Origin of the sequence: Caballeronia sp. DA-9 (assembly GCF_051615025.1) — a bacterium.
GTDB classification, from domain to species: domain Bacteria; phylum Pseudomonadota; class Gammaproteobacteria; order Burkholderiales; family Burkholderiaceae; genus Caballeronia; species Caballeronia sordidicola.
In genome coordinates this window covers 713,522-738,113 of sequence record NZ_CP195132.1, presented here as the reverse complement: position 1 = coordinate 738,113, position 24,592 = coordinate 713,522, and the positions used below count along the sequence as shown (strand labels likewise).

24 protein-coding genes are annotated in these 24,592 nt (G+C 61.1%); 16 read left to right on the top strand and 8 right to left on the bottom strand.

From position 1 onward, the window contains the following. The first annotated feature begins 60 nt into the window (after window positions 1-60). From ACRWA7_RS09555 to ACRWA7_RS09520, 8 genes are all read left to right on the top strand, one after another. Complete coding sequence (locus ACRWA7_RS09555) at window positions 61-1,119, top strand: helix-turn-helix domain-containing protein (protein ID WP_438392457.1); 1,059 nt, start codon at window positions 61-63, stop codon at window positions 1,117-1,119. 327 nt (window positions 1,120-1,446) lie between these two features. Continuing rightward, window positions 1,447-2,301 carry a hypothetical protein gene (locus tag ACRWA7_RS09550; protein ID WP_438392456.1) on the top strand — a complete coding sequence of 285 codons (855 nt, stop codon included), beginning with the start codon at window positions 1,447-1,449 and terminating at the stop codon, window positions 2,299-2,301. Between the two features lie 216 nt (window positions 2,302-2,517). Next, on the top strand, window positions 2,518-3,897 hold the full coding sequence (locus tag ACRWA7_RS09545; protein WP_438392455.1) for a GH1 family beta-glucosidase: 1,380 nt from the start codon (window positions 2,518-2,520) through the stop codon (window positions 3,895-3,897). A 68-nt stretch (window positions 3,898-3,965) separates the two neighbouring features. Next, on the top strand, window positions 3,966-5,201 hold the full coding sequence (locus tag ACRWA7_RS09540; protein ID WP_438392454.1) for an ABC transporter substrate-binding protein: 1,236 nt from the start codon (window positions 3,966-3,968) through the stop codon (window positions 5,199-5,201). Beyond that, the gene (locus ACRWA7_RS09535; protein WP_438392453.1) at window positions 5,201-6,145 is read left to right on the top strand and encodes a carbohydrate ABC transporter permease; all 945 of its coding nucleotides are present in this window, start codon (window positions 5,201-5,203) and stop codon (window positions 6,143-6,145) included. The genes ACRWA7_RS09540 and ACRWA7_RS09535 overlap by 1 nt, the downstream gene beginning before the upstream one ends. Next, window positions 6,142-7,026, top strand: a complete 885-nt coding sequence (locus ACRWA7_RS09530) for a carbohydrate ABC transporter permease (RefSeq protein ID WP_438392452.1) — start codon at window positions 6,142-6,144, stop codon at window positions 7,024-7,026. The genes ACRWA7_RS09535 and ACRWA7_RS09530 overlap by 4 nt, the downstream gene beginning before the upstream one ends. Before the next feature lie 13 nt (window positions 7,027-7,039). Next, a complete protein-coding gene (locus ACRWA7_RS09525) occupies window positions 7,040-8,146 on the top strand; it encodes an ABC transporter ATP-binding protein (protein WP_438392451.1) in 1,107 nt (368 codons plus the stop codon). 20 nt (window positions 8,147-8,166) lie between these two features. Further along, window positions 8,167-9,180 (top strand): LacI family DNA-binding transcriptional regulator, encoded by a 1,014-nt coding sequence (locus ACRWA7_RS09520; RefSeq protein WP_438392450.1) that lies wholly within the window; start codon window positions 8,167-8,169, stop codon window positions 9,178-9,180. Window positions 9,181-9,186: 6 nt separating this feature from the next. Here the strand turns inward: ACRWA7_RS09520 and ACRWA7_RS09515 are convergent, their stop codons facing one another. Beyond that, window positions 9,187-9,933: a FadR/GntR family transcriptional regulator gene (locus tag ACRWA7_RS09515; protein ID WP_438392449.1), complete on the bottom strand. Its 747-nt coding sequence runs from the start codon at window positions 9,931-9,933 to the stop codon at window positions 9,187-9,189. A gap of 174 nt (window positions 9,934-10,107) precedes the next feature. On the opposite strand from ACRWA7_RS09515, the gene ACRWA7_RS09510 reads away from it, so the two are divergent. The 5 genes from ACRWA7_RS09510 to ACRWA7_RS09490 all read left to right on the top strand — a co-directional run bounded on the left by ACRWA7_RS09510 (window position 10,108) and on the right by ACRWA7_RS09490 (window position 14,023). Beyond that, on the top strand, window positions 10,108-10,938 hold the full coding sequence (locus ACRWA7_RS09510) for an NAD-dependent epimerase/dehydratase family protein (RefSeq protein ID WP_438392448.1): 831 nt from the start codon (window positions 10,108-10,110) through the stop codon (window positions 10,936-10,938). Between the two features lie 123 nt (window positions 10,939-11,061). Continuing rightward, window positions 11,062-11,811: an amino acid ABC transporter permease gene (locus ACRWA7_RS09505; RefSeq protein WP_438392447.1), complete on the top strand. Its 750-nt coding sequence runs from the start codon at window positions 11,062-11,064 to the stop codon at window positions 11,809-11,811. Further along, window positions 11,808-12,461 carry an amino acid ABC transporter permease gene (locus tag ACRWA7_RS09500; RefSeq protein WP_060858653.1) on the top strand — a complete coding sequence of 218 codons (654 nt, stop codon included), beginning with the start codon at window positions 11,808-11,810 and terminating at the stop codon, window positions 12,459-12,461. Before ACRWA7_RS09505 ends, ACRWA7_RS09500 begins: the two co-directional genes overlap by 4 nt. Then, window positions 12,445-13,173, top strand: a complete 729-nt coding sequence (locus ACRWA7_RS09495; protein WP_438392446.1) for an amino acid ABC transporter ATP-binding protein — start codon at window positions 12,445-12,447, stop codon at window positions 13,171-13,173. Before ACRWA7_RS09500 ends, ACRWA7_RS09495 begins: the two co-directional genes overlap by 17 nt. 76 nt (window positions 13,174-13,249) lie before the next feature. After that, entirely contained in the window at window positions 13,250-14,023 is a 774-nt protein-coding gene (locus tag ACRWA7_RS09490; protein WP_099050612.1) for a transporter substrate-binding domain-containing protein, read from the top strand. Between the two features lie 66 nt (window positions 14,024-14,089). Here the strand turns inward: ACRWA7_RS09490 and ACRWA7_RS09485 are convergent, their stop codons facing one another. The 4 genes from ACRWA7_RS09485 to ACRWA7_RS09470 form a co-directional block, all read right to left on the bottom strand. Next, on the bottom strand, window positions 14,090-14,986 hold the full coding sequence (locus ACRWA7_RS09485) for a 2-hydroxy-3-oxopropionate reductase (protein ID WP_438392445.1): 897 nt from the start codon (window positions 14,984-14,986) through the stop codon (window positions 14,090-14,092). A 35-nt stretch (window positions 14,987-15,021) separates the two neighbouring features. Next, window positions 15,022-15,855, bottom strand: coding sequence for a 2-dehydro-3-deoxyglucarate aldolase (gene garL, locus ACRWA7_RS09480; RefSeq protein WP_438392444.1), 834 nt, complete (start codon window positions 15,853-15,855; stop codon window positions 15,022-15,024). Between the two features lie 138 nt (window positions 15,856-15,993). Then, window positions 15,994-16,662: a 5,6-dimethylbenzimidazole synthase gene (gene bluB / locus ACRWA7_RS09475; protein WP_438392443.1), complete on the bottom strand. Its 669-nt coding sequence runs from the start codon at window positions 16,660-16,662 to the stop codon at window positions 15,994-15,996. Between the two features lie 241 nt (window positions 16,663-16,903). After that, complete coding sequence (locus ACRWA7_RS09470) at window positions 16,904-19,267, bottom strand: EAL domain-containing protein (protein ID WP_438392442.1); 2,364 nt, start codon at window positions 19,265-19,267, stop codon at window positions 16,904-16,906. Between the two features lie 426 nt (window positions 19,268-19,693). Here ACRWA7_RS09470 and phnC point away from each other — a divergent pair, with 426 nt between their 5' ends. The 3 genes from phnC to phnE all read left to right on the top strand — a co-directional run bounded on the left by phnC (window position 19,694) and on the right by phnE (window position 22,439). Further along, window positions 19,694-20,584 carry a phosphonate ABC transporter ATP-binding protein gene (gene phnC / locus ACRWA7_RS09465; RefSeq protein WP_438392441.1) on the top strand — a complete coding sequence of 297 codons (891 nt, stop codon included), beginning with the start codon at window positions 19,694-19,696 and terminating at the stop codon, window positions 20,582-20,584. A 41-nt stretch (window positions 20,585-20,625) separates the two neighbouring features. Next, window positions 20,626-21,609 carry a phosphonate ABC transporter substrate-binding protein gene (phnD, locus tag ACRWA7_RS09460; protein ID WP_438392440.1) on the top strand — a complete coding sequence of 328 codons (984 nt, stop codon included), beginning with the start codon at window positions 20,626-20,628 and terminating at the stop codon, window positions 21,607-21,609. 95 nt (window positions 21,610-21,704) lie between these two features. Further along, window positions 21,705-22,439 carry a phosphonate ABC transporter, permease protein PhnE gene (gene phnE / locus ACRWA7_RS09455; protein ID WP_099050613.1) on the top strand — a complete coding sequence of 245 codons (735 nt, stop codon included), beginning with the start codon at window positions 21,705-21,707 and terminating at the stop codon, window positions 22,437-22,439. A gap of 80 nt (window positions 22,440-22,519) precedes the next feature. Here the strand turns inward: phnE and phnN are convergent, their stop codons facing one another. From phnN to phnF, 3 genes are read right to left on the bottom strand one after another with little or no spacing between them, the layout of a single operon-like run. Then, complete coding sequence (gene phnN / locus ACRWA7_RS09450; RefSeq protein WP_438392439.1) at window positions 22,520-23,080, bottom strand: phosphonate metabolism protein/1,5-bisphosphokinase (PRPP-forming) PhnN; 561 nt, start codon at window positions 23,078-23,080, stop codon at window positions 22,520-22,522. Beyond that, window positions 23,077-23,796 carry a DUF1045 domain-containing protein gene (locus ACRWA7_RS09445; protein WP_438392438.1) on the bottom strand — a complete coding sequence of 240 codons (720 nt, stop codon included), beginning with the start codon at window positions 23,794-23,796 and terminating at the stop codon, window positions 23,077-23,079. Before ACRWA7_RS09445 ends, phnN begins: the two co-directional genes overlap by 4 nt. Beyond that, on the bottom strand, window positions 23,793-24,551 hold the full coding sequence (gene phnF / locus ACRWA7_RS09440) for a phosphonate metabolism transcriptional regulator PhnF (RefSeq protein WP_060858664.1): 759 nt from the start codon (window positions 24,549-24,551) through the stop codon (window positions 23,793-23,795). The genes ACRWA7_RS09445 and phnF overlap by 4 nt, the downstream gene beginning before the upstream one ends. Window positions 24,552-24,592 lie beyond the last annotated feature (41 nt).

Below are 24,592 nucleotides of genomic sequence, written 5' to 3'. Positions count from 1 at the left end.
ATCCGGTAATCGGTTAAATCAGCGCGGTTTATCGCAGTTTATAAAAGGCAAAGTAAAGCGATGCCACTGGTCCTGAAATTCGACAGCGCCGAGTTCGCGGAAAAGGACGCCGAGGAAATCTGGCGCGAAGGGCTCGACGCAATGTTCGAGATCCAGCGCCCGACCAATCCTCCCGCGCCGTTCCGGGCGAGCCAGGAAAGCTGGGCGCTCGGCGGCATGCTGCTCACTTCGCACATTACCCACGGCGAAGCCGTGTATCAGCGCACGAAGCGCAAGATCGCGACTTCCGGCGTGGACCATTACCTCGTGCATTGCCTGCTCGACGGAAGAATGGTGTCCACATTCGGACGCGACACGCACGAGGTTTCGCTCGGCTCCGTGGTCGTGCGCGATCTGGCGGTCGAAAATATCGGCGTGACGCGCGACGCGCCCATGCTGACCCTCATGATTCCGCGTCAGGCGATCGACCGGCGCACGGGCGGACTGCTGCAAATGCACGGTTTGTCCTGGGAAGCGACGGACCCGATCGGACGGCTGGTCGCCTCGCACATGCGCAGTCTCGCGAATGTTGCGACGTCCATGGACGACGAGGAATCGAGCGTGGCCGGCGAAGCCACGCTCGACTTCCTGGCTGCGTGCGTGCTGCGCCGCGCCGAGCGCCGTGAAGAATCTGGCGATCCGCGCCTTACGCCCGTGATCCGGGCGCAGGCGCGCAGCTATATAGAAGGCAATCTCGCCGATCCCGGTTTGGGTCCGGCGCGATTGCGCGAAGCACTGAAGGTCTCGCGCACGGCGTTGTACGCGCTGTTCGAGCCGATGGGAGGCGTAGCGGAATACATCCGCGCGCGCCGCCTGGACGAAGCCATGCGCCGGCTCGAATCTCCAGCGCACAGCCGCGATTTGATTGGCGCAATTGCATGCGCGGTCGGCTTCATGAGCGAATCGACGTTCAATCGCGCATTCAAGGAGCGCTTCGGGTGCACGCCGACGGACGCCCGCGCGCGGCGTGTTGCCAACAGCGTGACCAGCTTGCGCACAGCGGCGAACGCGGGATCGATGCGCAATGCGCGCAGCATCGGTGCGGAAACCGCGGCGCGCGTGCGCGCGCTGCACGCCTGACAGGCCTTGAGCGCTCGAGCGGGGATTGGAAAACGCCGGAAGAACGCGAACGAAATGGGTGGAAAAAGCGGACGCAATGGGTGTGCGGTGCCACGCACTGCGCGCATCATTGCCGAAACTGGCGGGGCCGTGTGTGAGAGAGAGGGGCGCTGCGGTAACGGGGGTTTCCGCAGCGTTTTCCTGACGGTTTATGAGTACATGCAAGCGTATGCAGATGTACGCCAAGCGAAGCATCGCGCCTTCCGCAGTCCGGGCAAAACCATTATTCGCGCCCGCCGGCCGTGGAAGTGAAGTCAAAACAAAGAGAAGAAGACTCCGGGGAAATTCATGTGGTTGTTTGCCTTTTTCCAGGCTGACACCGTCTTTGGACGGTTCATCAAGATCAGCACATTCGCCGTGGCCCTTGCCATGCTTTTTGTCGGGCTCGTTCTTGCGCCGCAGACCGATGTTGCAGTCGCGGTATCGTTGCTCGTGCTCGCGGCGCTGTGGGTGCATGGCTACATGGACGACCGGCGCGAGTCGCAGGTTTCGTCGCCATGCGTGGCTGAAATCCGCGACGACGAGCGCCGTATCCGCGTGCTTGGCGGCGGTATCGACCTGAATTTGCGGCTGTCGTCGCGCACGCTGAATGTGAGCCGGGTATCGAAGGAATTCATTTCCAGCGATGCCCCCGGCGAGTTTCAGCGCTTGCGCTCCGGCAGCTTCGACTGGCCGGTCCGAGTCGTCGCGAGAGAAAAAGCCGCGCCAAAGCGGATCGCGTCCGGCGCGGCGCAGTTCAAGGCAACCACTGACGAAATGATGCGCTGGAGCGATTTCGCACCGGCATTGCCGGTTGCATCCACGGCAAGCGGACACGTCGCTGCCGGGCACGAGATCGCGGTCTACTGGACCCATCCCGGCCACGGCGAGCGGTTGCTGTTCACGGTGTCCGGTGCGGCAGCCCAATATGAAGCCATAGAACGTGCGTTTGTCACGTTCTCCGCGTGGATCGACGAGGAAGAGGAGGCGCGGCTCGCTATCGAACGGCGCCAGGAAGTCGAGCAATGGCAGCGCGAATGGGAAGCAAGCCGGCTGGCCGACGAGGCGGAGCAAGGGCGGCGCCGTGCCGGAGCCGGCCTGGATGAAACGCCCGTGTCCATACTTGCACAAGCGGCGCAACCGCTGGCGTCGCGCCGCTGGTAGAGGCTCACGTCGGGTCGCGAAACACGGTATAGGGCGGAAGTTACCGGACGCGTCTTGCACGTCGAGAGCGGTTGCTTTTTCGTGGCCATCGCGCTTCAACAACTTCATCTGTTCCTGCATCCATACAAACCCGGATTGTCCCTGTTTAATCGGCGCTGCTATCGTTCGCAAGCGCTTGTGGAAGCGCTTCCACTCCACCGATCTACAGGAGTTTCCGTGGCACTCGACGCAGCCGTTGTTTCCAGCGATCCGTTTTCCCCGCCCGCCGATTCCACCCTTTGGCGACGAGATTTCCTCCTGGGCGCCGCAACCGCTTCGTATCAGATCGAAGGGGCCGTGAATGAAGACGGCCGCCTCCCGTCGATCTGGGACACGTTTTCAGCCACGCCCGGCAAAGTGCTCGCGGGCGATACCGGCGCACTCGCCTGCGATCACTATCATCGCTGGGAGTCGGACCTTGATCTGCTATCGGCGCTGAACGTGGACGGTTATCGTCTTTCGATTGCATGGCCGCGCGTGATGGATGAAGCGGGCCGGCCGAACCGCAAGGGCATCGACTTTTACAAGCGGCTGGTCGCGCGACTGAGGGAGAAGGGCCTCAAGGTCTTTGTCACGCTGTATCACTGGGACCTGCCGCAGTATCTGGAAGACCGTGGCGGCTGGTTGAATCGCGATATTGTTTATCGCTTCGCGCAATACGCTGACTTGATGAGCCGCGAATTCGAAGGCCAGGTCGACGCGTGGGCCACGCTCAACGAACCATGGTGCTCGGCGTTCCTTGGCTATGGCAACGGCCATCACGCGCCGGGACTCGCGAACGGCCGGTATGCCACGCAAGCAATGCATCATCTGCTGCTTGCGCATGGCCGTGCGGTCGAGGTGTTGCGCGCGAATGATCCCGGGTCGCTGAAGGGCATTGTCGCGAACGTGGGGAAAGGTTCGGCCGACACCGGCAGCGCCGCCGATGCCCACGCCGCGCATCTGTTCGAGGTCCAGCACAACGCATGGGTGCTCGATCCGCTGCTGAAAAAATCGTATCCGCAGGATCTCTTCGAATTGTGGCCGGGTACGGAACCGCTGGTGCTAGAAGGCGACATGGACACCATCGGCACGCCGCTGGATTTTCTCGGCATCAACTACTACTTTCGCACTAACGTCAAAAGCGATGGTGCGCATGGTTTCACCGAAGTGCCGCTGCAAGGCGTCGAGCGCACGCAAATGGGCTGGGAGGTGTATCCCGACGGACTGCGCGACCTGCTGACCGGATTCAACAAGACCTATCCATCACTGCCGCCAATCTACATCACGGAGAACGGCATGGCGTCGGACGACAAGGTGATCGATGGCCGTGTCGAGGACGAACAGCGCATCTCGTTTCTCAAGCGCCATCTTGCCGCCGTCGACAGCGCGATCAAGGCGGGCGTGGACGTACGCGGCTATTTCATCTGGTCGCTGATGGACAACTTCGAATGGGCCTACGGATACGAGCGCCGTTTCGGCGTGATTCATGTGAACTACGAAACGCAGGAACGCACGTTCAAGCGCAGCGCCGAACTGATCGCGAAGTTCCTGGAGGAGCGCAACGCACGCGCGTAACGACCTAACCGAAGCATCAATGCCGATTCCGTTGGACCACATGGGCGAGACAGCCTGGAGGAGACTCAATGAACCGCATGAAGAAACTGGTTGTCAGCGTCATTGCCGCCGTCGCGGCCAGCAGCGCGGCGCACGCCGATCCGCTGAAAGCCACCGTGATCCACTGGTGGACCTCGGGCGGTGAGTCCGCCGCCATCAAGCAGTTCGCCGACGCCTACAACAAGGCCGGCGGCCTGTGGGTCGACAACGCCGTCGCCGGCGCGGACCAGGCGCGTTCGACAGCGCTCAACCGCATCATGGGCGGCGATCCGCCGACCGCCGCGCAGTTCAATACGTCCAAGCAGTTCCACGACATCATCGACCAGGGGCTGCTCAACAACGTCGACGATGTCGCCGCCAAGGAGAACTGGGACAAGACCTTCCCGCCATCGATCATCGAGAGCATCAAGTCCAACGGCCATTTCTATGCCGCGCCCGTCGATATCCACATGCCGGCGTGGTACTTCTATTCGAAGCCGGCGTTCCAGAAAGCCGGCATCGCGAAAGAGCCCGCCACGTACGATGAATTCATCGCGGATCTCGACAAGCTGAAAGCGGCTGGCGTGATTCCGCTCGCGCTCGGCGGTCAGGCATGGCAGGAGAAGATCACGTTCGATGCGGTTTTCGCCAATGTCGGCGGCCCGGACCTGTATTTGAAGGTGTATCGCGATCGCGATGTGAACGCGGTCAAGTCCGACGCCTTCAAGAAAGTGCTGACGCAGTTCAAGCGTCTGCATAACTATGTTGATCCGGGTTCGCCGGGACGCAACTGGAACGACGCAACGGCGCTCGTGATCTCCGGCAAGGCCGGCGTGCAGATCATGGGCGACTGGGCGAAGGGCGAGTTCGTCGCGGCGAAGCAATCGGCGGGCAAGGACTTCGGCTGCTTCCCGGGCTTTGGTCCGCATTCGCCCTATCTGGTTGCAGGCGATGCATTCGTGTTCCCCAAGACCGACGACGCCAATGCAATCAAGGCGCAGAAACTGCTGGCGACCGTGATGACTTCGCCGGCCGCGCAGGTTGCGTTCAGCGCGAAGAAGGGCTCCATTCCGATTCGTTCGGACATCGACGATTCGAGTCTCGACATGTGCGCGAAGATGGGCATTGCGATCATGAAGGACAAGTCGCGGCAATTGCCGAATCCGGAAATGCTGACGCCGCCGGATATCAACGGCGCGTTGCAGGATGTCATCACCAACTTCTGGAACAAGAACCAGTCGGTCGAGGATGCACAAAAGGCCTTCGCCAGCGGACTGAAAAGCTGATGGCCGTGACGCCTGGCGACCAAGCGCTGCGCCCGGCCGGGAGGCGCGCTACAAGGAAACCGCTCAGGAAGCGGTTTCCCTTGGCCGCGTACGTTGCGCTCGTGCCGCTTGCGTTGACTGTCGTGTTCGCATATCTGGGCACCATGTTGTGGAGCTTGCGCACGTCGTTCACCAACTCGCGCACGTTCGCATCGACAAGCTTCGCGGGTGTCTCGCAGTACCTGCGGCTCTTCAATAACGACCGGTGGATGCTCTCGCTGCAGAACATCGTGATCTATGGCGTGTTGTTTATCGTCGTGTGCCTAGCGATTGGATTGCTGCTGGCGGTGTTCATTGATCAGAAGGTGGTGGGCGAGGGCGCGTTGCGCACGGTGTTTTTATATCCGTATGCCATGTCGTTCGTGGCAACCGGTCTTGTCTGGCAGTGGATCCTGAATCCGCAACTCGGGATTCAGGAAGTGCTGCACCGGATCGGTTTTACGCATGCGCGCTTCGACTGGATTGTCGATCAGGACAAGGTGGTCTATACGCTCGTGATCGCAACCGTCTGGCAAGCCTCGGGGCTCGTGATGGCGTTGCTGCTCGCGGGCTTGCGCGGCATTGACGAAGAGATCTGGAAGGCGGCGCGCATCGACGGCATTCCGCGTTGGCGCGTTTATGTGAGCATTGTCATTCCCATGCTGGGTGCATCGATTTCGACCGCGTTCATCCTGCTCTTCGTAATGGTCATCAAGCTCTATGACGCGGTCGTCGCAATGACGCAGGGCGGGCCCGGCACCGCGAGCGAAGTGCCTGCGAAATTCATCATGGACTATCTGTTCGGACGCGCGAATCTCGGACTGGCGTCGGCCGCGTCGATCATCTTGCTCGTCACCGTGCTCGCGATCCTTGCGCCCGTGTTCTATGTCCGCAGCCGCGCGTTGCGCTTGAGGGATGCACGATGAATACGCTACGCCAGCCGTTGCGGCGCAAGCCGCGCTTTACGCCGGCGCGCCTCGGCGTGTATGCGTTCCTGCTGACGTCGGCACTGTTTTTCCTGTTGCCGCTGTATGTGATGCTCGTGACGTCGGTCAAGCCGATGACCGAGATCCGGCTCGGCAACATTCTCGCGTTCCCCGTGCATTTCACGCTCGATGCATGGCGCGAAGCATGGCAGTCCGCGTGTACAGGACTCGATTGCAAGGGCATCCAGGTCGGATTCTGGAACTCGGTACGCATCGTGGTGCCGAGCACGATCCTGTCCATTCTCGTGGGCGCGGTGAATGGTTACGCGCTTTCGTTCTGGAAACCGCGTGGCGCGGGCACCCTCTTCGCGATCCTCTTGATGGGCGCGTTCGTTCCAGTGCAGGTCATGGTGTATCCGCTGGTCCGCGTGCTGGCGACGGTGCATCTGTTCAGCTCGTTGCCCGGTATCGTGCTGATCCACACGATCTTCGGCATGCCCGTCATGACGCTCCTGTTTCGCAATTACTATGCAGCGCTGCCTCACGAACTGTTCCAGGCGGCGCGCGTGGACGGCGGTGGCTTCTGGCGCATCTTCCTGCAACTGATGGTGCCTATGTCCACGCCGATCATCGTGGTCGCCGTCATCATGCAGGTCACGGGCATCTGGAACGACTTCATCCTGGGCCTGGTCTTCGCGGGTACGAAGAACCTGCCCATGACCGTGCAGCTCAACAACATCATCAATACGACAACGGGCGAGCGTCTCTACAACGTCAATATGGCAGCGACCATTCTCACCTCCATGGTGCCGCTCGCCATCTACTTCGTGTCGGGGCGCTGGTTCGTGCGCGGCATTGCTTCCGGCGCGGTCAAAGGTTAGTCCAAGGCGGCTCATGTCTACACACGTGTCTAACGCATCCAACGCCATGGCGAATGTTTCCATCCGCGATCTGGAGATCCGGCTCGGGACCAACACAATCATCGAATCACTGGATCTGGAGGTTGAACCCGGAGAGTTCCTGGTGCTGCTTGGACCGTCCGGTTGCGGCAAGTCGACCTTGCTACACAGCATTGCGGGGTTGATCGACGTGAGCGGCGGCAGCATAGAAATCGGCGGCCAGGATATGACCTGGGCCGACCCGAAGGATCGCCGCATCGCCCTGGTTTTCCAGTCGTATGCGCTGTATCCGACAATGAACGTGGAGCGCAACCTGTCGTTTGGCTTGCGGATAGCGGGCACGCCCAAGGCCGAAATCGAACGGCGCGTGACGCGCGCGTCCGAGATGCTGCAACTCGGTCCGTTGCTCAAGCGCCGGCCTGCGCAGCTATCCGGCGGCCAGCGTCAGCGTGTGGCGATCGGCCGCGCGATCGTGCGTGAAGCGGATGTGTTCCTCTTCGACGAACCGCTTTCCAATCTCGATGCCAAGCTTCGCACCGAACTCAGACGCGAGCTCAAGCAACTGCACAAGCGCCTCGGCGCCACCATGATCTACGTCACGCACGATCAGGTGGAAGCCATGACGCTCGCAAGCCGCATGGCCGTGATGCGCGGCGGTGTGATCCAGCAGATCGGCACGCCGGCGGAAGTCTATGCGCGCCCGAACAACCTGTTTGTTGCGACCTTCCTCGGCTCGCCGGGAATGAACTTGCTCAAGGGCACGCTTCACGATGATGCACGCGGCATCCGGTTCCGCAACGAGCATATGGATATCGACGTTTCGTCGTATGTGTTCGCCGCGACCCCGCGCGAAAACCAGCCATGTGTGCTCGGCGTGCGTCCCGAAGATGTCCTGATCGATACCGCGTTCGAACATAAAGGAACGGTGTCGCTGGTCGAACCCATGGGCAACCACCGGGTAATCTGGCTCGATTATCATGGCGTCCAGATCGCTTCCATTGCGCAGGAATCCGCGACGGCGGCGGTCGACGACATCACCGGTTTTTCGATCCAGAAAGAGCGCATTTCGCTTTTCGATGAAACCGGCGGCGACCGGTTATAGCCTTATTTCACGGAGTCAAAGTGGCAACCCTGAAGGACGTCGCCGTTCTCGCCGGCGTAGGCATGTCAACGGCATCGCGCGCCATTTCAGGGCGCGGACCCGTCTCGGCCGCCGCCCTCGCGCGCGTGCAGGCGGCGATTGCGGAACTCAATTTCCGGCCGTCATCCATAGGCCGGGCGTTGTCCACGCAATCGCTCGGCATGATCGGCATTTTCGTGCCGTCGTTCCACGGTCCGTACTACGGCACGATCCTCAAGCAAACGGATACCGAACTGCGCAAGGTGCATCGGCATGTGGTGGTGGCAACGGGCTGCGGCGACGATTCCCCGCGCGATCAGGCAGTGGATGCCGTGCAGTTCCTGATCGGCCGCGATTGCGACGGGGTTGTGGTCACGAGCCATGACCTGCATGACGACGACCTCATCATGCTGCATCGCATGCATCCGAAAATGGTATTCCTCAACCGCGATTTCGCGCAGATGCCGGAGGCATCGTTTTGTCCCGATCATCATCGCGGCGGGACGCTGGCGGCGCAGGCGCTCGTTGAACACAAGCACAAGAAGATCGCCGTGATTTCGGGGCCTTTCATGGCCTTCGACAACCAGGCCCGGCTTGCCGGATTCTTCGAGGAACTGGTGCGCCATGGGATTGGCCGGGACGACGTGCAGATGATCGAATCCGATTTTTCGCCAGAGGGCGGATATGAATCGGCGCGGCAACTGCTGGCTTCGAAAAGGCGCTTCACGGGTTTGTTCTGCGCCAACGACACAATGGCAATAGGCGCGTTGTCATGCCTGCAGCAAGCGGGGATTTCGGTGCCGCATGACGTCTCGGTGGTGGGTTACGACGACGACTACTCGGCCGCGTTTTCCGCGCCGGGTCTGACATCGGTTCATATTCCAACGGCCGACCTCACGCAGAACGCCGTCCGCTGGCTGCTGAACACATGCTATGGGACGTCTTATCCTATCTATCGCGAGTTTCCCGTGACGCTCACTCAACGTGCGTCGATGGCCGCGCCGCCCAAGCGTTGAGCGCCCTCAGCTATTTTCCTGCGCACGGCGCAAGCGCTCGCGGCTGTTGATCAGATGCAGGCGCATGGCGGTACGCGCCGAGTCGGCGTCGCCACGTTCTATGGCGTCGCAAATCTGCTCGTGTTCGCGGTTCACGCGCGTCAGGTATTCGGCGTATTGCGCTGGCGGAATCTGCGTTCGTGTGATCCGCGTGCGCGGAATCATGTGCATGCCGAGGTGCGTCAGGATCTCCACGAAATAACGGTTGCCCGTCGCGTTTGCGACCGCAAGGTGAAAGCGGATATCGGGCGAAATGGTCTCGGTTGCCTGGCCCACGTTGTGCTCAAATTCAACCAACGCCTGCCGCATCTCGGCAATCTGCGTTTTATCGCATCGGGCCGCCGCCAGTCCCGCGCTCTCGGTTTCCAGGCTGATCCGAAGTTCCAGGACGGCCAGGGCGTCGATGGAACCCGCCACATCCTCGGGATCGAGCCGGAAGAGGGATCGCGGCTGAGTTTCGGCGACAAACGTGCCAATCCCATGCCGGGTTTCCACGAGTCCTGCCGCCTGCAGTTTCGACAGCGCCTCGCGCACGACCGTTCGGCTCACGTTGAAGAGCTGGACCATCTCCGCCTCGGTCGCGAGGCGGTCACCCACCCGCAGTTCCGCGGATTCGATCTGAAGGCGTATCGCATCGACGAGTTCTGTTGTCAGACTTCGCCTCGCAGCAGGCTGTCCCGACGGTTCGAAAAGCGCATTGGACGATCTGAGCACGGCGACCTCGATTGGGATAATGTTCGCGAATCGTTGACAAACGCATGTGCGGATGATTATATGCACGCTATAGTCATATGACAACGTACAATGAGATACGATTTAGGCGGCTGATGCGATTGCAACGGAGTTCTTCACGTTCCAATCAGCCGCGCTTAACGGAGACAGGCTCACATGGCCGACCAAGACAACATTCGCCCCTTTCGTCCTTTCCACCGCTTGCTGCTGACCGGCGCCGCCGGCGGCGTTGGCAAAGTTATCCGCCCGCGCTTGGCGTCTTTCGCGCAAACCATCCGGGTCTCCGATCTTGCCGCGGCGCTGCCGCCCGAAGCCGCTTCCAACGAAGAAGTCATCGCTTGCGATCTGTCGGACAAGCAGGCTGTCGATGCACTGGTCCAGGGCTGCGACGCGGTGATCCATCTGGGCGGGGTATCGGTGGAAAGACCCTTCGAGGAAGTGCTGGAAGCCAATATCAAGGGCGTCTACAACCTTTACGAAGCGGCTCGCAAGCACGGCGTGAAGCGGATTATTTTTGCCAGTTCGAATCACGTCACGGGGTTCTACCGACAGGACGAGAAGATCGATGCACGCGCGCTGCGGCGTCCCGATGGCTATTACGGCTTGTCGAAATCGTTCGGCGAAGACGTGGCGCAGTTCCACTTCGACCGCTATGGCATAGAGACGGTCAGCATTCGCATTGGCTCGGCTTTTCCGGAGCCGAAAGACCGCCGCATGATGGCAAGCTGGCTGAGCTATGACGATTTGCTCGACCTGCTACAACGCAGTCTTTTTACGCCGGACGTCGGTCATACTGTCGTATATGGGATGTCCGACAACTTGGTCACATGGTGGGATAACAGATACGCGGGAAAGCTGGGATTTGCCCCGCGGGATTCGTCGGAACCGTTCCGCGAGAAGGTCGAAGCGCAGCCGGCGCCCGCGCCCGGGAGCGCCGTGGCCATATTGCAGGGCGGGGCGTTCACCACGACCGGGCCCTTTGAATAAACCGCCATGCCCGGGTGTTGTTGCCGTATGAAGACCTAAAACAAGCCCGGCGCAATAACGCGTGAGCCGGGCGCGAGCGGCGTGCCACAACCCGCGTTCGTCACAACCAAAGACATTGCTGCGATGAATTTCCATCTCGATTTCAGTCCGTTGCTTCCGTACTGGCCGGTGTTCCTCAAAGGCGCGTGGCTCACGCTGAAGATGACAACGGTAGCGGTTTTCTTCGGCGTAATTGCCGGCACGCTGGTCGCGTTCGCCAAGCGCGGAAAGAACCCGTTTCTGTCGCGTGTGTGCTCGATCTATATCGAGGCCGTGCGCAACACGCCTTTTCTCGTGCAGATTTTCCTGCTGTATTTCGGGCTCGCCAGTTTCGGCGTGCGCATGCCGACCTTCACTGCGGCGGCGCTCGCCATGATCATCAACATAGCCGCTTATGCGGCCGAGATCATTCGCGCGGGGCTTGAATCCGTGCCGCGCGGCCAGATCGAGGCGGCGGAATGTCTTGGGTTGTCGCGCTGGAGGATCGGGTGGCATGTGATGCTGCAGCCGTCCATCGAAAAGGTTTATCCGGCGCTTACCAGCCAGTTCCTGCTGATGATGCAGGCGTCCGCTATCGCTTCGCAGATTTCGGCTGAAGAACTGACCGCGACCGCGAATACCGTGCAGTCCGATACCTTCCGCTCGCTCGAGACGTATATCGTGGTGGCGCTGCTGTATCTGGCGCTGTCGCTCCTGATCAAGCTCGCGGCGTGGGCGGTTGGCGAAGTGGCGTTCAAGCGCAAGCGGGTCATGCGCAAGGCCGCCGAACGGGCGGGCAAACCCGTGCCCGATCAAGGCCGGATCGATACCGTGATTCCCGGAGGTGCGGCATGAACAGCGGCTTCACCACGGCACATTTGTTCTATCTCGTACATTCCATCTGGTGGACCCTCGTGTTGTCCGCGCTTGCTTTCGTGCTGGGCAGTATCGGCGGTTTCGGGGTGATGCTCGCGCGCATTTCGAAACGCCGCTGGCTGAGCCGTCCGGCGATGGTCTATATCGAGGCGATTCAGGGCATTCCGCTGCTGATCCTGCTGTTCATCGTCTACTTCGGGTTGTCGGTGTATGGCTTCGAAGTGCCGGCGCTGGTGGCGGCGGGTCTCGCGTTGATGGTCTACACGAGCGCGTATCTGGGCGACATCTGGCGCGGGTGTATAGACGCCATGCCAAAACCGCAATGGGAAGCCGCCGAGTGCCTGTCGCTCACGCGCTGGCAGACCTTACGCCTCGTGATCATTCCGCAAGCGCTGCGGCTTGCGTTGCCGCCCACAGTCGGTTTTCTGGTGCAGGTCATCAAGATGACATCGCTTGCATCCGTCATCGGTTTTGTCGAATTGACGCGCGCCGGCCAGATCATCAACAACTCGATTTTTCAGCCGTTCCTGGTGTTCGGGCTGGTCGGGGTCTTCTATTTCGCGCTGTGTTATCCGCTCTCGCGCTGGAGTCAATCGATGGAGAAAAAGCTCAATGTCGGCAATCGTTAAGCTCGGAGAGGTCTACAAGAGCTTCGGCTCGAACCAGGTGCTCAAGGGCGTTTCAATGGAAGTGGAAAAGGGCGAGATGATCGCCGTGATCGGCGCGAGCGGCTCGGGAAAAAGTACGGCGCTCAGGTGTATCGACAGGCTCGAAACGATCGATCGCGGCACCATTGAAGTGTGCGGCATTCGTGTGGATGATCCCAAGGTCGATCTGCATCAACTGCGCCGCGAAGTGGGCATCGTGTTCCAGAGCTACAACCTGTTCGCACATCTGACCGTTGAAGAAAACATCATGCTGGCGCTGCGCCACGTGAAGAAGATGAGCCGCGACGAAGCCCGCCGCGTTGCAATGGGCGTGCTCGAACAAGTGGGCCTGGGCCAGAAGGCCGGCGCCTATCCGGAGCAGCTTTCTGGCGGCCAGCAGCAGCGGGTTGCGATTGCGCGCTCGCTTGCCATGTCGCCGAAGGTCATGCTGTTCGATGAAGTGACTTCCGCGCTCGATCCGCAACTGACCGGCGAAGTGCTGCGCGTGATGGAAGATCTTGCAAAGGGCGGCATGACCATGCTGCTCGTCACCCACGAGATGGCGTTCGCCAAGCGCGTGGCGGACCGCATCATTTATATGCATCAGGGGAAGGTATGGGAAGTCGGCAGCGGCGAGATGCTCGACGCGCCGAAGACACCTGAATTGCGCACGTTCCTGAACAACGGCCTGTAGTTTTAGCGTCAGCCTCACACAAACCTTTTGACCGACCATAAGAATGGAGACTGCTTTGAAAACCAACCGATTCCTCATGCGCGGCTGCGTGGCTGCCTTGTTGCTCGCAGGCGTGGCGCACAGCGCCATGGCGGACCAGCTTGACGACATCAAGAAGGCGGGCAAGATCCGCGTAGCCATTGCAATGGGCACGCCGCTCTTCAGTTTCGCCGATGCCAACCTGCAACCCGCGGGCTCGGATGTGGATACCGCTGTAGCGCTTGCAAAAGACCTGGGCGTGAAACTAGAACTCGTGCAGATCACGAACGCCGCACGCGTGCCGACCTTGCAGGCGAAGCGCGCCGACCTCGTGATCGCCGATCTCTCGATCACGCCGGAACGCGCGAAGGTCGTGGATTTCTCGATTCCCTATGCGGTCATCACCATCATCGTGGGCGGTACGAAAAGCGAGAACGTCAAGAACTACGCTGATCTCGATGGCAAGACCATTGGCCTGACGCGCGCCACCGTCAACGACACGCTCACGACTCAACAGGCGAAGGGCGCGCAGATCCAGCGTTATGAAGACGACGCCACGCTGATTACCTCGGTGGTGACGGGGCAGGTGAACCTGTTCTCCAGCACGCCGTCGAACTTGAGCGAGATGGTCAAGCGCGCCCCGAACCGCAACCTCGAACTGAAATTCGCGCAGAAGGATTTCGACCTTGGCATTGCAATGAACAAGGACGAGCCGAAACTGAAAGAATGGGTCAACAACTGGGTCAGCACAAACCAGAAAAACGGCAACCTCAACACGATCTACAAGAAGTACCACGGCCGCGATTTGCCGGCGAGCGTGACGAAGGGCTGAGCGGGAATGACGTAGAAAAGGGCGCCGCGAAACACCACGCGATGCCCTTTTTTATGCGCCGGAAAATCAGCCGGCGGCGTCCTGGCCGATTTCGTGATCGGCGAGATACTCGAGCGCGCGCACCATGCCCGAGTGATCCCATGCCTTGCCGCCATGCGCCGCGCACGCGTTGAACAAGGCCTGACAGGTCGCGGTATTCGGCAGCGACACGCCCAGCGATTGCGCGGTCGACAACGCCAGGTTCAAATCCTTCTGATGCAATTCGATGCGAAAGCCCGGGTTGAACGTGCGCTTGGTCATGCGCTCGCCGTGCACTTCCAGAATGCGCGACGACGCAAATCCGCCCATGAGCGCACGGCGGACTTTCTCGGCATCCACGCCCGCCTTCGATGCCAGCAGCAGCGCCTCGCCCACTGCTTCAATGGTCGCCGCCACGATCACCTGGTTCGCCAGCTTGCAGACCTGTCCCGCGCCCACTTCGCCAATCAGCGAGACGTTCTTGCCCATCATGTCGAAGAGCGGCTTGACGGTATCGAACGTGGCTTGCGATCCGCCCACCATGATGGTCAGCGACGCCGCCTTCGCGCCCACTTCGCCGCCCGATACCGGCGCGTCCAGATACTCCGCGCCGCGCTCGCGGACCTTGGCCGCGAACTCGCGTGTCGCAATGGGCGAGATCGAGCTCATGTCGACCACGATCTGGCCTTGGCGCAATGCTGCTACCACGCCGTTCTCGCCGAACAGGACGCGCTCCACGTCGGGCGTATCGGGCACCATGATGAACAGCACGTCGGCTTGCGCGGCGACCGCGGCGGGGTTGTCGCAAGCAATCGCGCCGGCCTGAGTCAGTTCGGCCGGCACGCCGCTGCGCGTGAACGCCGCGAGCGCGACGCCGTTCTTGACGAGGTTCTCGGCCATGGGTTTTCCCATGATGCCAAGTCCGATAAAGCCTGCTTTTTGCATGTCATCCTCCAGGAAAATGCGGGTGTGCGGTCATGCTACTTCTGCATGAAATGTTTTTGCACGGCTTGTGCCGCGTTGCGCAGCAGCCCCATGTCCGCGCATACGGCGATCACCTGACAACCCATCGCGAGGTAGCGTTCGGCTTCCGCCTGCACGGGCGCAAGCGTGCCGCTTGCCTTGCCGGCGGCACGGGCGCGCTCGAACACGTGCGCGATAGCTTGCTGCACGTCTGGGTGATTCGCGTGGCCGAGATGTCCATATGACGCCGCCAGATCCGATGGTCCGAGAAACACGGCGTCGACGCCATCGACCGCCAGGATTTCATCGATTGATTCGACTGCCTTGCGGCTTTCGATCTGCACGATGACGCAAATATTGTCGTTCGCCGTGGTGAGGTAGTCGGGCACGGTGCCGTAGCGATTTCCCCGATGACCCACCGAGACCCCGCGAATGCCTTGCGGCGGATAGCGGGTGGCCGCAACCGCGCGGGCGGCGTCGGCGGCGCTGTCCACGAAGGGGATCAGGAAGTTGAAGAAACCGCTGTCGAGCAGCCGCTTGATGATCACGCTCTCATTGGCTGGCGGGCGCACCACGGGCGCGCTGCGGCTGTCTTTCAGCGCCATCAGTTGTGGAATCAGCGTGAGGACGTCATTGGGCGCGTGCTCGGCGTCGAGCAGGATCCAGTCGAAGCCCAGCATGCCAAGCAGCTCGGTCGTGATCGGGCTGCCGAGCGACGCCCAGCAGCCGATCTGCGTCTCCTGTTTCAGGACCGACTGACGAAACGTGTTGGGCAGCGACTGATAGGACGACGACAAGGACGAGCGGGGCGGTTGCGGCGGTTGCGACAGGTTGGGCGTAGGCGCTGTCATGAGGGCTTCCTCTTGCGTAATCGCTTGAATGCGGTTTGAGTTGGAAAACCTGAGTATGCGGCAAGCTCATACGTTATCAGACGTCATATTACATCGCACGATTGATCGGGAGCAAGAAGATGCATTGAGCGGGCTGGACTATTCCCGATCCGCCGCGCTAGGCCAACGGTTTTCCTCGATACACCGCGCCGTGGGCATGCGTTTCGCCCAGCCCTCGGCCTGAAGCATGGGTTCGTCGTAGAAATGCTGCACATGGCCAATGCAGAGGATCGCGACCGGCCTGGCATCCGCCGGCATATGCAGCAAGCGTTGAAGCGCCGCTACATCGAACAGGGATACCCAGCCCAGCCCAAGTCCCTCCGCGCGAGCCGCGAGCCACATGTTCTGGATCGCGCACGCCACCGACGCAAGGTCCATTTCCGGCAGGGTGCGGCGGCCGAAGATATGCCGCTCCCGGTTTTCCATCAAGCCCGCTACCAGCACTTCGCCGCAGTCCAGGATGCCCTGGACCTTGAGCCGCATGAATTCATCGCTGCGTTCCTCGAGCGCCGCGGCCGTTGCCCGGCGCTCCGTTTCCACGATGTCGTGCAACGCGAGACGCATGCTGCGATCGGTCACGCGCACGAAGCGCCAGGGCTGCATGAAACCGACGCTCGGCGCGTGATGTGCGGCGTCGATCAAGCGCGCCATGAGTTCGGGCGCGACGGGGGTATCGATGAAATGCCGCATGTCGCGGCGCTCGTGGATCGCGCGATACACCCCTGCAGTCTCAGGGTCGGAAAAGCGCTTGAGGGTCGAGTCAGTCATTGCTTTAATACGTTCCAGGATCGGCTGTATCTGCCGGATTCGGGTGAACGGGACCGTGTCGTTATTCACCCTGTCAATGCCTAATGAAGGACGCTGGCGTTATGGATTCATTCCAGCCGTTCCCTTCACGATATCCGGAGGATACAGACCTGCGGCCCGGGGCACCATCGCCAGGCGGCGGGTGTTAGCCCTGATGCGCCAGGCACATGAGCCTTCGCGGCGGTCTTCTTCCCGACGCCCTTCACTCAACCGCCGGCCATGCAAGGTGCGGCGAGGTCCAGTCGAGTTCGCTGCCAACGACCATCACCTTGCCGTCGCGCAGCAAGGCCATTGTCACGCCCACCGAAGCGCGGCCGCTCGTAAGCGACAGGTACGGCTGGCAAAACACCGCCGTCCCCATGTTCGCCACCGCTTTCCAGTAGTAAGGCCGGTGATCCCAGCGCGCCGATTGCGTGGCGAGCAACGGGCCGAGCCTGAAATCGCCATTCGGCGCTGCATGCCCCACAAACTCCTGGCCCACGATACGGCCCGTATGATCGAGCACGAAACAGCGTTTGCAGAGCGCGAGCGCGGTCATGGGTGCAATGGCGTCGCCAATCGCGGCGCCATTCGATAACGCCGCCGCCGCTGCCTTCACCATCGCAAGGTACGGGGACAATTGCGCGTCGAACCGGCTTGCGCGGGCGCTGCGGCCTTCGGCGATCACATCGAATGCGTGGTCGATGCGCCGCATCACCGCGTCCGGGACCGGTATGCTCGCGCTGGGTCTGCCGAGCAGGAACCCTTGAGCGAAGTCGACGTTGGATTCGACCGCGAGCACGAGTTCCTCGGTCGTCTCGATTCCTTCCACGACCACGAGCATGTCCGCGCGATGCAGCAGCGCGACAATGGTCGAGAGCAACGGCTGATCGGACGCACGGCTTTTCGCGCGGATCAATTCGCCGTCGAGCTTCACGAAATCCGGCTGGATTCGCAGCAGGCGGTCGAGGTTCGAATGGCCCGCGCCGAAGTCGTCGACAGCGATCAGAAATCCGCATCCCCTATATCGCCACGCGGCCAGCGCCAGTTCTTCCACGCTCACGCCATCTGATTCCAGTATCTCGAGCACGATACTGCCGGGATTGAGTCCCGCTGCGACCGCCATGTTCGAAAGCGTCTGCTCGTAGCCGGCCTGGATGAAGGTAGAGGGCGCGACGTTCACGAACAGCCACGCGTCGCGCGGCAGGTGCTTGCGTGCATTGTCGAAGTGCAGGTGATGTGTAAGCGAATCAAGTTCGGTCACATCGGGGTTCGACTGTGGAGCGAACAGCACGCCAGGCTCGACGGGCTTGCCTTCATGATCGTGGCCACGCAAGAGCACTTCGAAGCCCACCTGCTTCTGATGCGACAAGCTGTAGAGCGGCTGGAAATGCGTGGAAAGTTCAAACGCGCCCCACTGCCTGACGGTGTTTCCCCCGGCTTCGAGATCGTTCGCCCCATGCGGGTTCGTATCGATGTCTTCGTCAATAGCGGTTGCCCGCACGCGCGCGACGCTGCACGCGCGCTCCACGAACACACGATTGCGTCCGGCATGTTTTGCCCGCAACAGCGCTTCGTCCGCGCGGTCCAGAAGCGAAATGGCGCTCTCGTGATCACGTCGATGCGCTACGCCGAAGCTTGCGGTCAGGAAGCCGTCCGGTCGCAGAATGCCTGCGATGCGAATTCGCAAGGAGTCTGCAAGCTCCGTTACGTAGTGAGGTCCGGCAGCAGGAACAAGCACGGCGAATTCCTCGCCGCCAAGCCGGCCGGCAATCGCTTCCGGCGGGATTGCGTCCTTGATTACCTGCGTGACCTGCATCAGCGCGTCGTCGCCTCGCGCGTGGCCGTATTGATCGTTGAGCGACTTGAACCGGTCGACGTCGAGAAAAATGGCGCTGACGATCTCGCCGCCGGTACGTGGCCTGGCAAGCATCTGCTCGGCTTGCTCCAGAAACGCGCGGCGGTTGAGCAACTGGGTCAATGGATCGGTTGCCGCCTGCGCCGTGAGCTTTTCTTCCAGCAGAAAGTGATTGAGCCGGAACCAGTAGAAGCCGAAATGAAATGTCGTCGCGGTCGGAATGCCAATGGCGACCCACATCGCGCACAACACCCAGTCGTCGTGCGTAAACGGCACCGCGAACACAAACGGGATGCCGGCCAGATAAAACGCGATCGTGCCGAGCACGAAATGCCGTGGCGTCAGCCACAGCGGTGCCGCGCAGATGGGCACGACCATGCCGGCAGGCAGCATCCAGTAGAGCGGCTGTTCGACTCCGGTCACGTTGATCATCACGCCAATCTGCAGCACGACCACGTAGGCCGCGCCGATCAGGCCGAACACGAACGTGGAGGGCGCTCTGGGAATGGCGGCCACGAGCAGCGACAACGCGAGCGCGCACATCAGGCGTGGCCAGAGCGGCAGCTCGATGCCCGTCACATGAGCGCGTGCGACCACGAAAATCAGGAAAGCGACGACGGTAAAAGCCATGGTGACCGTGGAGAGCGGCTTTTGCTGTTCCATGGAACGGCGGTGAAAACGCTGGCGAAGCGGGGATGTAACGGGCGGCGGAAGCAGGGATGTAAGCATGTCGGCGGTCGGTTTTAGCAGTCTCATTCGTGCGAGTGAAGGCTGTCGGCTGTGGTTGCAGTGTCCGGGGCCGATTTATTTGTTTGAACTTCCGAAGCTGAAAATCACATGTCCATAATTTCATCAGACGAAATGGATTGTCTTACGCCGCGCCAGCACGCTCAAGACAAATGTTGAACTAGCGCAGCGTTGTCAGGGCTTCAGGAGCACGCCGCGCTCCCGCAAGATGAAATGCAAGGGACGAGCCATTCTAGATTTTTAAATGGATATTGAAAAGCTGACGTGTCCTGGACGGTCTCCATGCGGTGTTTCAGCGCCTGAACTTGTGTATTCATCTAGACGACTTGCTAGCGTCACCGCGTCGTCATGTTGCATTCCTAGAATCCGTACGACGCTGCAAATCTCAGGCGTCATAGTGAGGACATCATGGATGCAATTCGCATCGAACGCCTGTGCAAGACGTTCAACAACGGCCGCAAGGCGCTCGACTCCATCGACCTGCGAGTCGCTGAAGGTGAAATGGTCGCGCTGATCGGTGCGTCCGGTTCGGGCAAGTCAACACTGCTGCGGCACATTGCGGGATTTACCGCGTCCGACCCGGCGCCTTCGCATGTGACGCTGCTTGGACGGCCTATTCAAGAGAACGGCAAGGTGGCGCGTGAAGTCCGCAGGATTCGCCGCGATGTCGCCTTCGTGTTCCAGCAATTCAATCTCGTTGGGCGTCTCACGGTCCGTACGAATGTGCTGCTCGGCGCGCTGTCACGCGTGCCGCTGTGGCGGCGGTTGGTCGGCCGGTTTCCCCGCGCCGAGCAGGAACTGGCGATGGCTTCGCTCTCCGCCATGGGCATTGGCGACCATGTCAATGAACGCGCCAGCACCTTGTCAGGCGGGCAGCAACAGCGCGCGGCACTGGCGCGTGCGCTGGTTCAGCGAGCGCGTATTGTCCTCGCTGATGAACCCATCGCGTCGCTCGATCCCGAGTCTTCGCGCCGCGTGATGGAGTTGCTGCAGTCGCTGAACGAAGACCATGGACTGACGGTCGTGGTGTCGCTCCATCAGATCGATATCGCGATGAAGTATTGCGCAAGGACGGTCGCGCTGCGCAATGGCTGCGTGGTGTATGACGGCCCTTCCGCGCATCTCACGCCGGCGCTGCTGCGCGATCTGTATGGTGCGGCGGCCGAAGAACTGCTGAACGATACCAACACCGCTACCGATGCATCGCGTCATATGGAACGCGCCATGGAGCGCGCTGCAGCGCGGCCCGAAGGCGCGTCGGCTCGCTCTGCGGCATTTGCGTCGGCGGCAAGTTCCTGATTGCACGACTTCCTGCTTCTTTCCAAACCTGGATCCATTCAATGAAATCAACCCGTCTTATCTTGGCCGGCGCGATATGCGCCGCCTCGCTTGCCGCATGTTTCGCCTCGCAATCAGCGCTTGCCGAAACCATCAACTTCGGGATTATCTCGACCGACAATTCCGCAGCGCTCAAGCAGCGCTGGCAGCCGCTGATAGACGACCTCAACAAGCAGACCGGCCTGGAAGTCAAACCGTTCTTCGCCACCGACTATGCCGGGATTATCGAAGGCATGCGTTTTAATAAGGTGCAGATTGGCTACTTCGGCAATGCGTCGGCCATTGAAGCGGTGGATCGCGGCAACGGCGAAGTGTTCGCGAAGGTGAAGTACAAAAGCGGGGAAGCCGGGTACTACTCGCTGCTGATCACGAACGTGAACAGCAAGTGGAAGACCGTCGACCAGGTGCTCAAGAACCCGCACGACATCAATCTTGGTTTCGGCGATCCGAACTCCACGTCGGGCACGCTCGTGCCCTCGTATTACCTGTTCGCGAAGAACGGCATCTCGGTGCGCAGCGACTTCAAGAGCGTATTGCCATCGAGCCATGAAGCGAACATGCTGGCCGTGGTGAACAACCGCGTGGACATCGCGACCAACAACACCGACATGGTGGAGACCTTGAGGCAACAGCATCCCGAACTGCTGCAGCGCGTGCGCATATTGTGGAAGTCGCCGCTGATTCCTTCGGACCCGCTCGTTTGGCGCCGTGACCTGCCGCAAGCGACGAAGGACAAGCTGCGTAACTTCTTCGATCACTACGCCCAGACCGATCCGCACGAGAAGGCGATCATGGAAGCCATCACGGGCTTGTCGGGCTTTGCGGATTCTACCGACGCGCAACTGATTCCCATCCGTCAGATGGCCTTGTTCCAGAAGAAAGAGCAAATCCGGAACGACGCGCATATGTCCGATGAAGACAAGAAAGCGCAGATCGCCGCACTCGACCAGAAATTGGCGCAACTGGACACGGTGGCGGCGAAGTGAAGCATCCTGTCGACGCTTATTCCTTCGACGGCGCCGAGGCCCGCCCACGAATCATCAAGCCCGAACTGCATGTACCCAAGCGCAGTTGGCTCTCGATGTTCGGCTGGGTCGCGTTCATAGCCGTTCTCGGGCTGTCGTGGCATAGCGCCGACATGCGTCCGCTCGATCTCTTCGCCGATCCGGGCAACATGGTGCAGTTTGGCCGGGATTTTTTCCCGCCGGACTTTCACGACTGGCGCACGTATGTTCACGAGATGATCGTGACGCTTGCCGTGGCGGTGTGGGGCACGGCGCTCTCGCTGGTTTTCGCGGTGCCTTGCGGGCTGCTTTCGGCCTACAACATTGCGCCGATGTGGATTGCCCAGCCCGTGCGGCGCGTGATGGACGCCTGTCGCGCAATCAACGAGATGGTCTTTGCGATGCTGTTCATCGTGGCGGTCGGGCTTGGGCCGTTCGCCGGCGTGCTCGCGCTTTGGGTGCATACCACCGGCGTGCTCGCCAAGCTGTTCGCGGAAGCGGTCGAGGCTATCGACGCACGTCCTGCCGAAGGCGTGCGCGCCACCGGCGCAAGCAGTCTCGATGAAGTGCTTTACGGCGTGTTGCCGCAGGTCATGCCGCTATGGATATCGTTCGCGTTGTACCGGTTCGAATCGAATGTGCGCTCGGCCATGGTGGTCGGCATGGTGGGCGCGGGAGGCATTGGTGTGGTGCTGTACGAGGCGATTCGCTCGTTCAATTATGCGCAGACCGCAGCGGTGTTGCTGATGGTGATCGTGATCGTGAGCCTGATCGACCTGGGCTCGGCGTGGCTTCGTGAGCGCGTGATCTGACGGTCAAAGACGTTTTAAAAACCCGGCCGGTACGCAGCGTGTACCGGCCGGTTTTGTTTCACGCGGGTATCAAGCGAATATCAAGCCGGCTTGAGCGATTGATCGATCGCGGCCAGCAGTTGTTGTCCGGCATCGGCCAGCAAGCCCGAATTGTCGATGGTCGTCACCCGCGCCGCTTCCGGCAATGCAAGCGCCGGACGGCGCGCGAGACGCGCTTCCATTTGCCTGGAGTCCTCGCGGCCGCGACGCTCGAGACGCGCGGCAAGCACAGCCGGGCTCGCATGGATATGGACGAACTGCGTGTGCGGGTACCGTTCGAGCGCGGCAGGCGCGTGCTGACGCGAACCGTTCACGACGACCCGTTGGCCGCGCGCGAGCCACGCATCGATCTCCACGCCAATGCCATAGTGAAGCCCGAGGCTTTCCCAGTGCATCGAGAACACGCCGCTTGCCAGACGGGCGGCGAATTCATCGTGCGTCAGCGCGACATGGTTTTCGCCTTCCGAAACAGGCCGCGTGATGTAGCGATGCGCGAACATCACCTGTGAACCAATGCGTTCCCGCACGAAGCCGAGCAGCGAGTCCTTGCCTGCGCCCGACGGTCCCATCACGTAGATCAATCTGCCTTGAGCGGCGCTCATGCGAGGACTCCCGCATGAGCGAACGGCAGGCGCTTCCAGAGAGAGAAGGGCGCTTTCCGATGTGCCTGGACGAACAGAGCCGCGCCATCAAAAGGCAGCGGCCCGAGCGTTTCGCCGCGTGCTTGCCAAAACGACCTGATCTTGGCGCGCAGCGGTGCGGAATCGATGGAGTTGGACAATGTCATGTGGAAACGGAATTCATCGAGCACGTAGGGGTAACTCCATTCGTGCAACAGCGCGCGTTGCCTTGGAGTGAGACCGGATGCGAGCCGCCGCTCGATATCCTCGGCCGGCGGACGCGCACGCAGCGAAGCGAGGGCGTGCAGGGCGCTTGCCGCGATGTCGCGGATAGCTTCATCGTGCGCGGGTTGCTCCGCGCGAAGCGCAACGAAGCGTCCCATTTCGACGGCTTGAAGCGGGACACTGAAGGGGGAAACCCGCTTCGCCCATTCCAGTGCAGTCGAAAGCACATCCTCGGCCTCATGACCCTCGGCGATATGAAACGGCGGCACGAGCGTGCCATGCCATCCATATTGGCTGGGCGCAGCCGTCAGCGACGCAACCGGCTGCGCCAGCGTGGGAACAACCGGCGGTTCCATGACCTCGCCCGTTTCAGCGTCGCGGCCAAGCCATTCACAACCCGCATGCCACCAAGGGGACGTGGACGGCGGTGCGTAGTAGAGCGCAATACGTGCATCGGGCGTCCACGCGCTCATACGCCGTCCTCGACCAGCAATTGCACACGGTCCGCGGCAAAGTGCGTGATGCCATATTTGATGGGAACGCCGGCTTCATCCACGTCGACGCTTTCGACCCACATGACCGGTTGTTGCCGATTGATCTGCAAGCGGCGCGCGACCTCGGAACTCGGCAAGACGCAGCCGATACGGCTCCATTTGCGCGTGTAATCGGTCACGCCATATTCGGCGAGCGCCGCGCTCACGCCTTGCTTGCCCGCCAGCACCGCCGGAAGATCGGCGAACCGCATGGCCGGATACCAGCTTCGTGCATAGGTCAGCGGTACGTCCTCGGAGTCGTGACGCGTCTCGATTTCGTACACGAGCGTGCCGGCGCGAATGCCGAGCGCCTTCGCCGCGACCGGATCAGCCTTGACCTTGTCGCTCGACAACACCACACCCGCCGACGACTGGTTATTGCGGCGCAGATTTTCGGTGAAACGCGTGCGCCGTCCAATCTGATAGTCGATTGCGCCGGGCTGCACGAACGTCCCGCGTCCCTGCTCGACGCTCACGAGACCCGTTGCCGCCAGACGCAGCATGGCGCGGCGCACGGTGTGGCGGTTGACGTCGAAACGTCGCGCGAGTTCCGCCTCGCTCGGAAGGCGCCCCTCTTCGCCGAAGCTCTTCGCCGTAATCTCCGCCGAAAGGATCTGTTCGATCTGGCGCCACACGGCAACGCCCGCGCCGCGCTCGACCGCAAGCCCCGGTGTCCCCGTTTCGTTCGATGTCATGGTGGTGTCATTCCTGTCGGTTTGAATATCGTCATTGGCAT

Bases quoted from the DNA above. Each gene is read 5' to 3' on its own strand.
- ACRWA7_RS09555 (WP_438392457.1), top strand. From the start codon at position 61: ATGCCACTGGTCCTGAAATTCGACAGCGCCGAGTTCGCGGAAAAGGAC.
- ACRWA7_RS09550 (WP_438392456.1), top strand. From the start codon at position 1,447: ATGTGGTTGTTTGCCTTTTTCCAGGCTGACACCGTCTTTGGACGGTTC.
- ACRWA7_RS09540 (WP_438392454.1), top strand. From the start codon at position 3,966: ATGAACCGCATGAAGAAACTGGTTGTCAGCGTCATTGCCGCCGTCGCG.
- ACRWA7_RS09535 (WP_438392453.1), top strand. From the start codon at position 5,201: ATGGCCGTGACGCCTGGCGACCAAGCGCTGCGCCCGGCCGGGAGGCGC.
- ACRWA7_RS09530 (WP_438392452.1), top strand. From the start codon at position 6,142: ATGAATACGCTACGCCAGCCGTTGCGGCGCAAGCCGCGCTTTACGCCG.
- ACRWA7_RS09525 (WP_438392451.1), top strand. From the start codon at position 7,040: ATGTCTACACACGTGTCTAACGCATCCAACGCCATGGCGAATGTTTCC.
- ACRWA7_RS09510 (WP_438392448.1), top strand. From the start codon at position 10,108: ATGGCCGACCAAGACAACATTCGCCCCTTTCGTCCTTTCCACCGCTTG.
- ACRWA7_RS09505 (WP_438392447.1), top strand. From the start codon at position 11,062: ATGAATTTCCATCTCGATTTCAGTCCGTTGCTTCCGTACTGGCCGGTG.
- ACRWA7_RS09500 (WP_060858653.1), top strand. From the start codon at position 11,808: ATGAACAGCGGCTTCACCACGGCACATTTGTTCTATCTCGTACATTCC.
- ACRWA7_RS09495 (WP_438392446.1), top strand. From the start codon at position 12,445: ATGTCGGCAATCGTTAAGCTCGGAGAGGTCTACAAGAGCTTCGGCTCG.
- ACRWA7_RS09490 (WP_099050612.1), top strand. From the start codon at position 13,250: ATGCGCGGCTGCGTGGCTGCCTTGTTGCTCGCAGGCGTGGCGCACAGC.
- ACRWA7_RS09485 (WP_438392445.1), bottom strand. From the start codon at position 14,986: ATGCAAAAAGCAGGCTTTATCGGACTTGGCATCATGGGAAAACCCATG.
- garL (WP_438392444.1), bottom strand. From the start codon at position 15,855: ATGACAGCGCCTACGCCCAACCTGTCGCAACCGCCGCAACCGCCCCGC.
- bluB (WP_438392443.1), bottom strand. From the start codon at position 16,662: ATGACTGACTCGACCCTCAAGCGCTTTTCCGACCCTGAGACTGCAGGG.
- ACRWA7_RS09470 (WP_438392442.1), bottom strand. From the start codon at position 19,267: ATGCTTACATCCCTGCTTCCGCCGCCCGTTACATCCCCGCTTCGCCAG.
- phnC (WP_438392441.1), top strand. From the start codon at position 19,694: ATGGATGCAATTCGCATCGAACGCCTGTGCAAGACGTTCAACAACGGC.
- phnD (WP_438392440.1), top strand. From the start codon at position 20,626: ATGAAATCAACCCGTCTTATCTTGGCCGGCGCGATATGCGCCGCCTCG.
- phnE (WP_099050613.1), top strand. From the start codon at position 21,705: ATGTTCGGCTGGGTCGCGTTCATAGCCGTTCTCGGGCTGTCGTGGCAT.
- phnN (WP_438392439.1), bottom strand. From the start codon at position 23,080: ATGAGCGCCGCTCAAGGCAGATTGATCTACGTGATGGGACCGTCGGGC.
- ACRWA7_RS09445 (WP_438392438.1), bottom strand. From the start codon at position 23,796: ATGAGCGCGTGGACGCCCGATGCACGTATTGCGCTCTACTACGCACCG.
- phnF (WP_060858664.1), bottom strand. From the start codon at position 24,551: ATGACATCGAACGAAACGGGGACACCGGGGCTTGCGGTCGAGCGCGGC.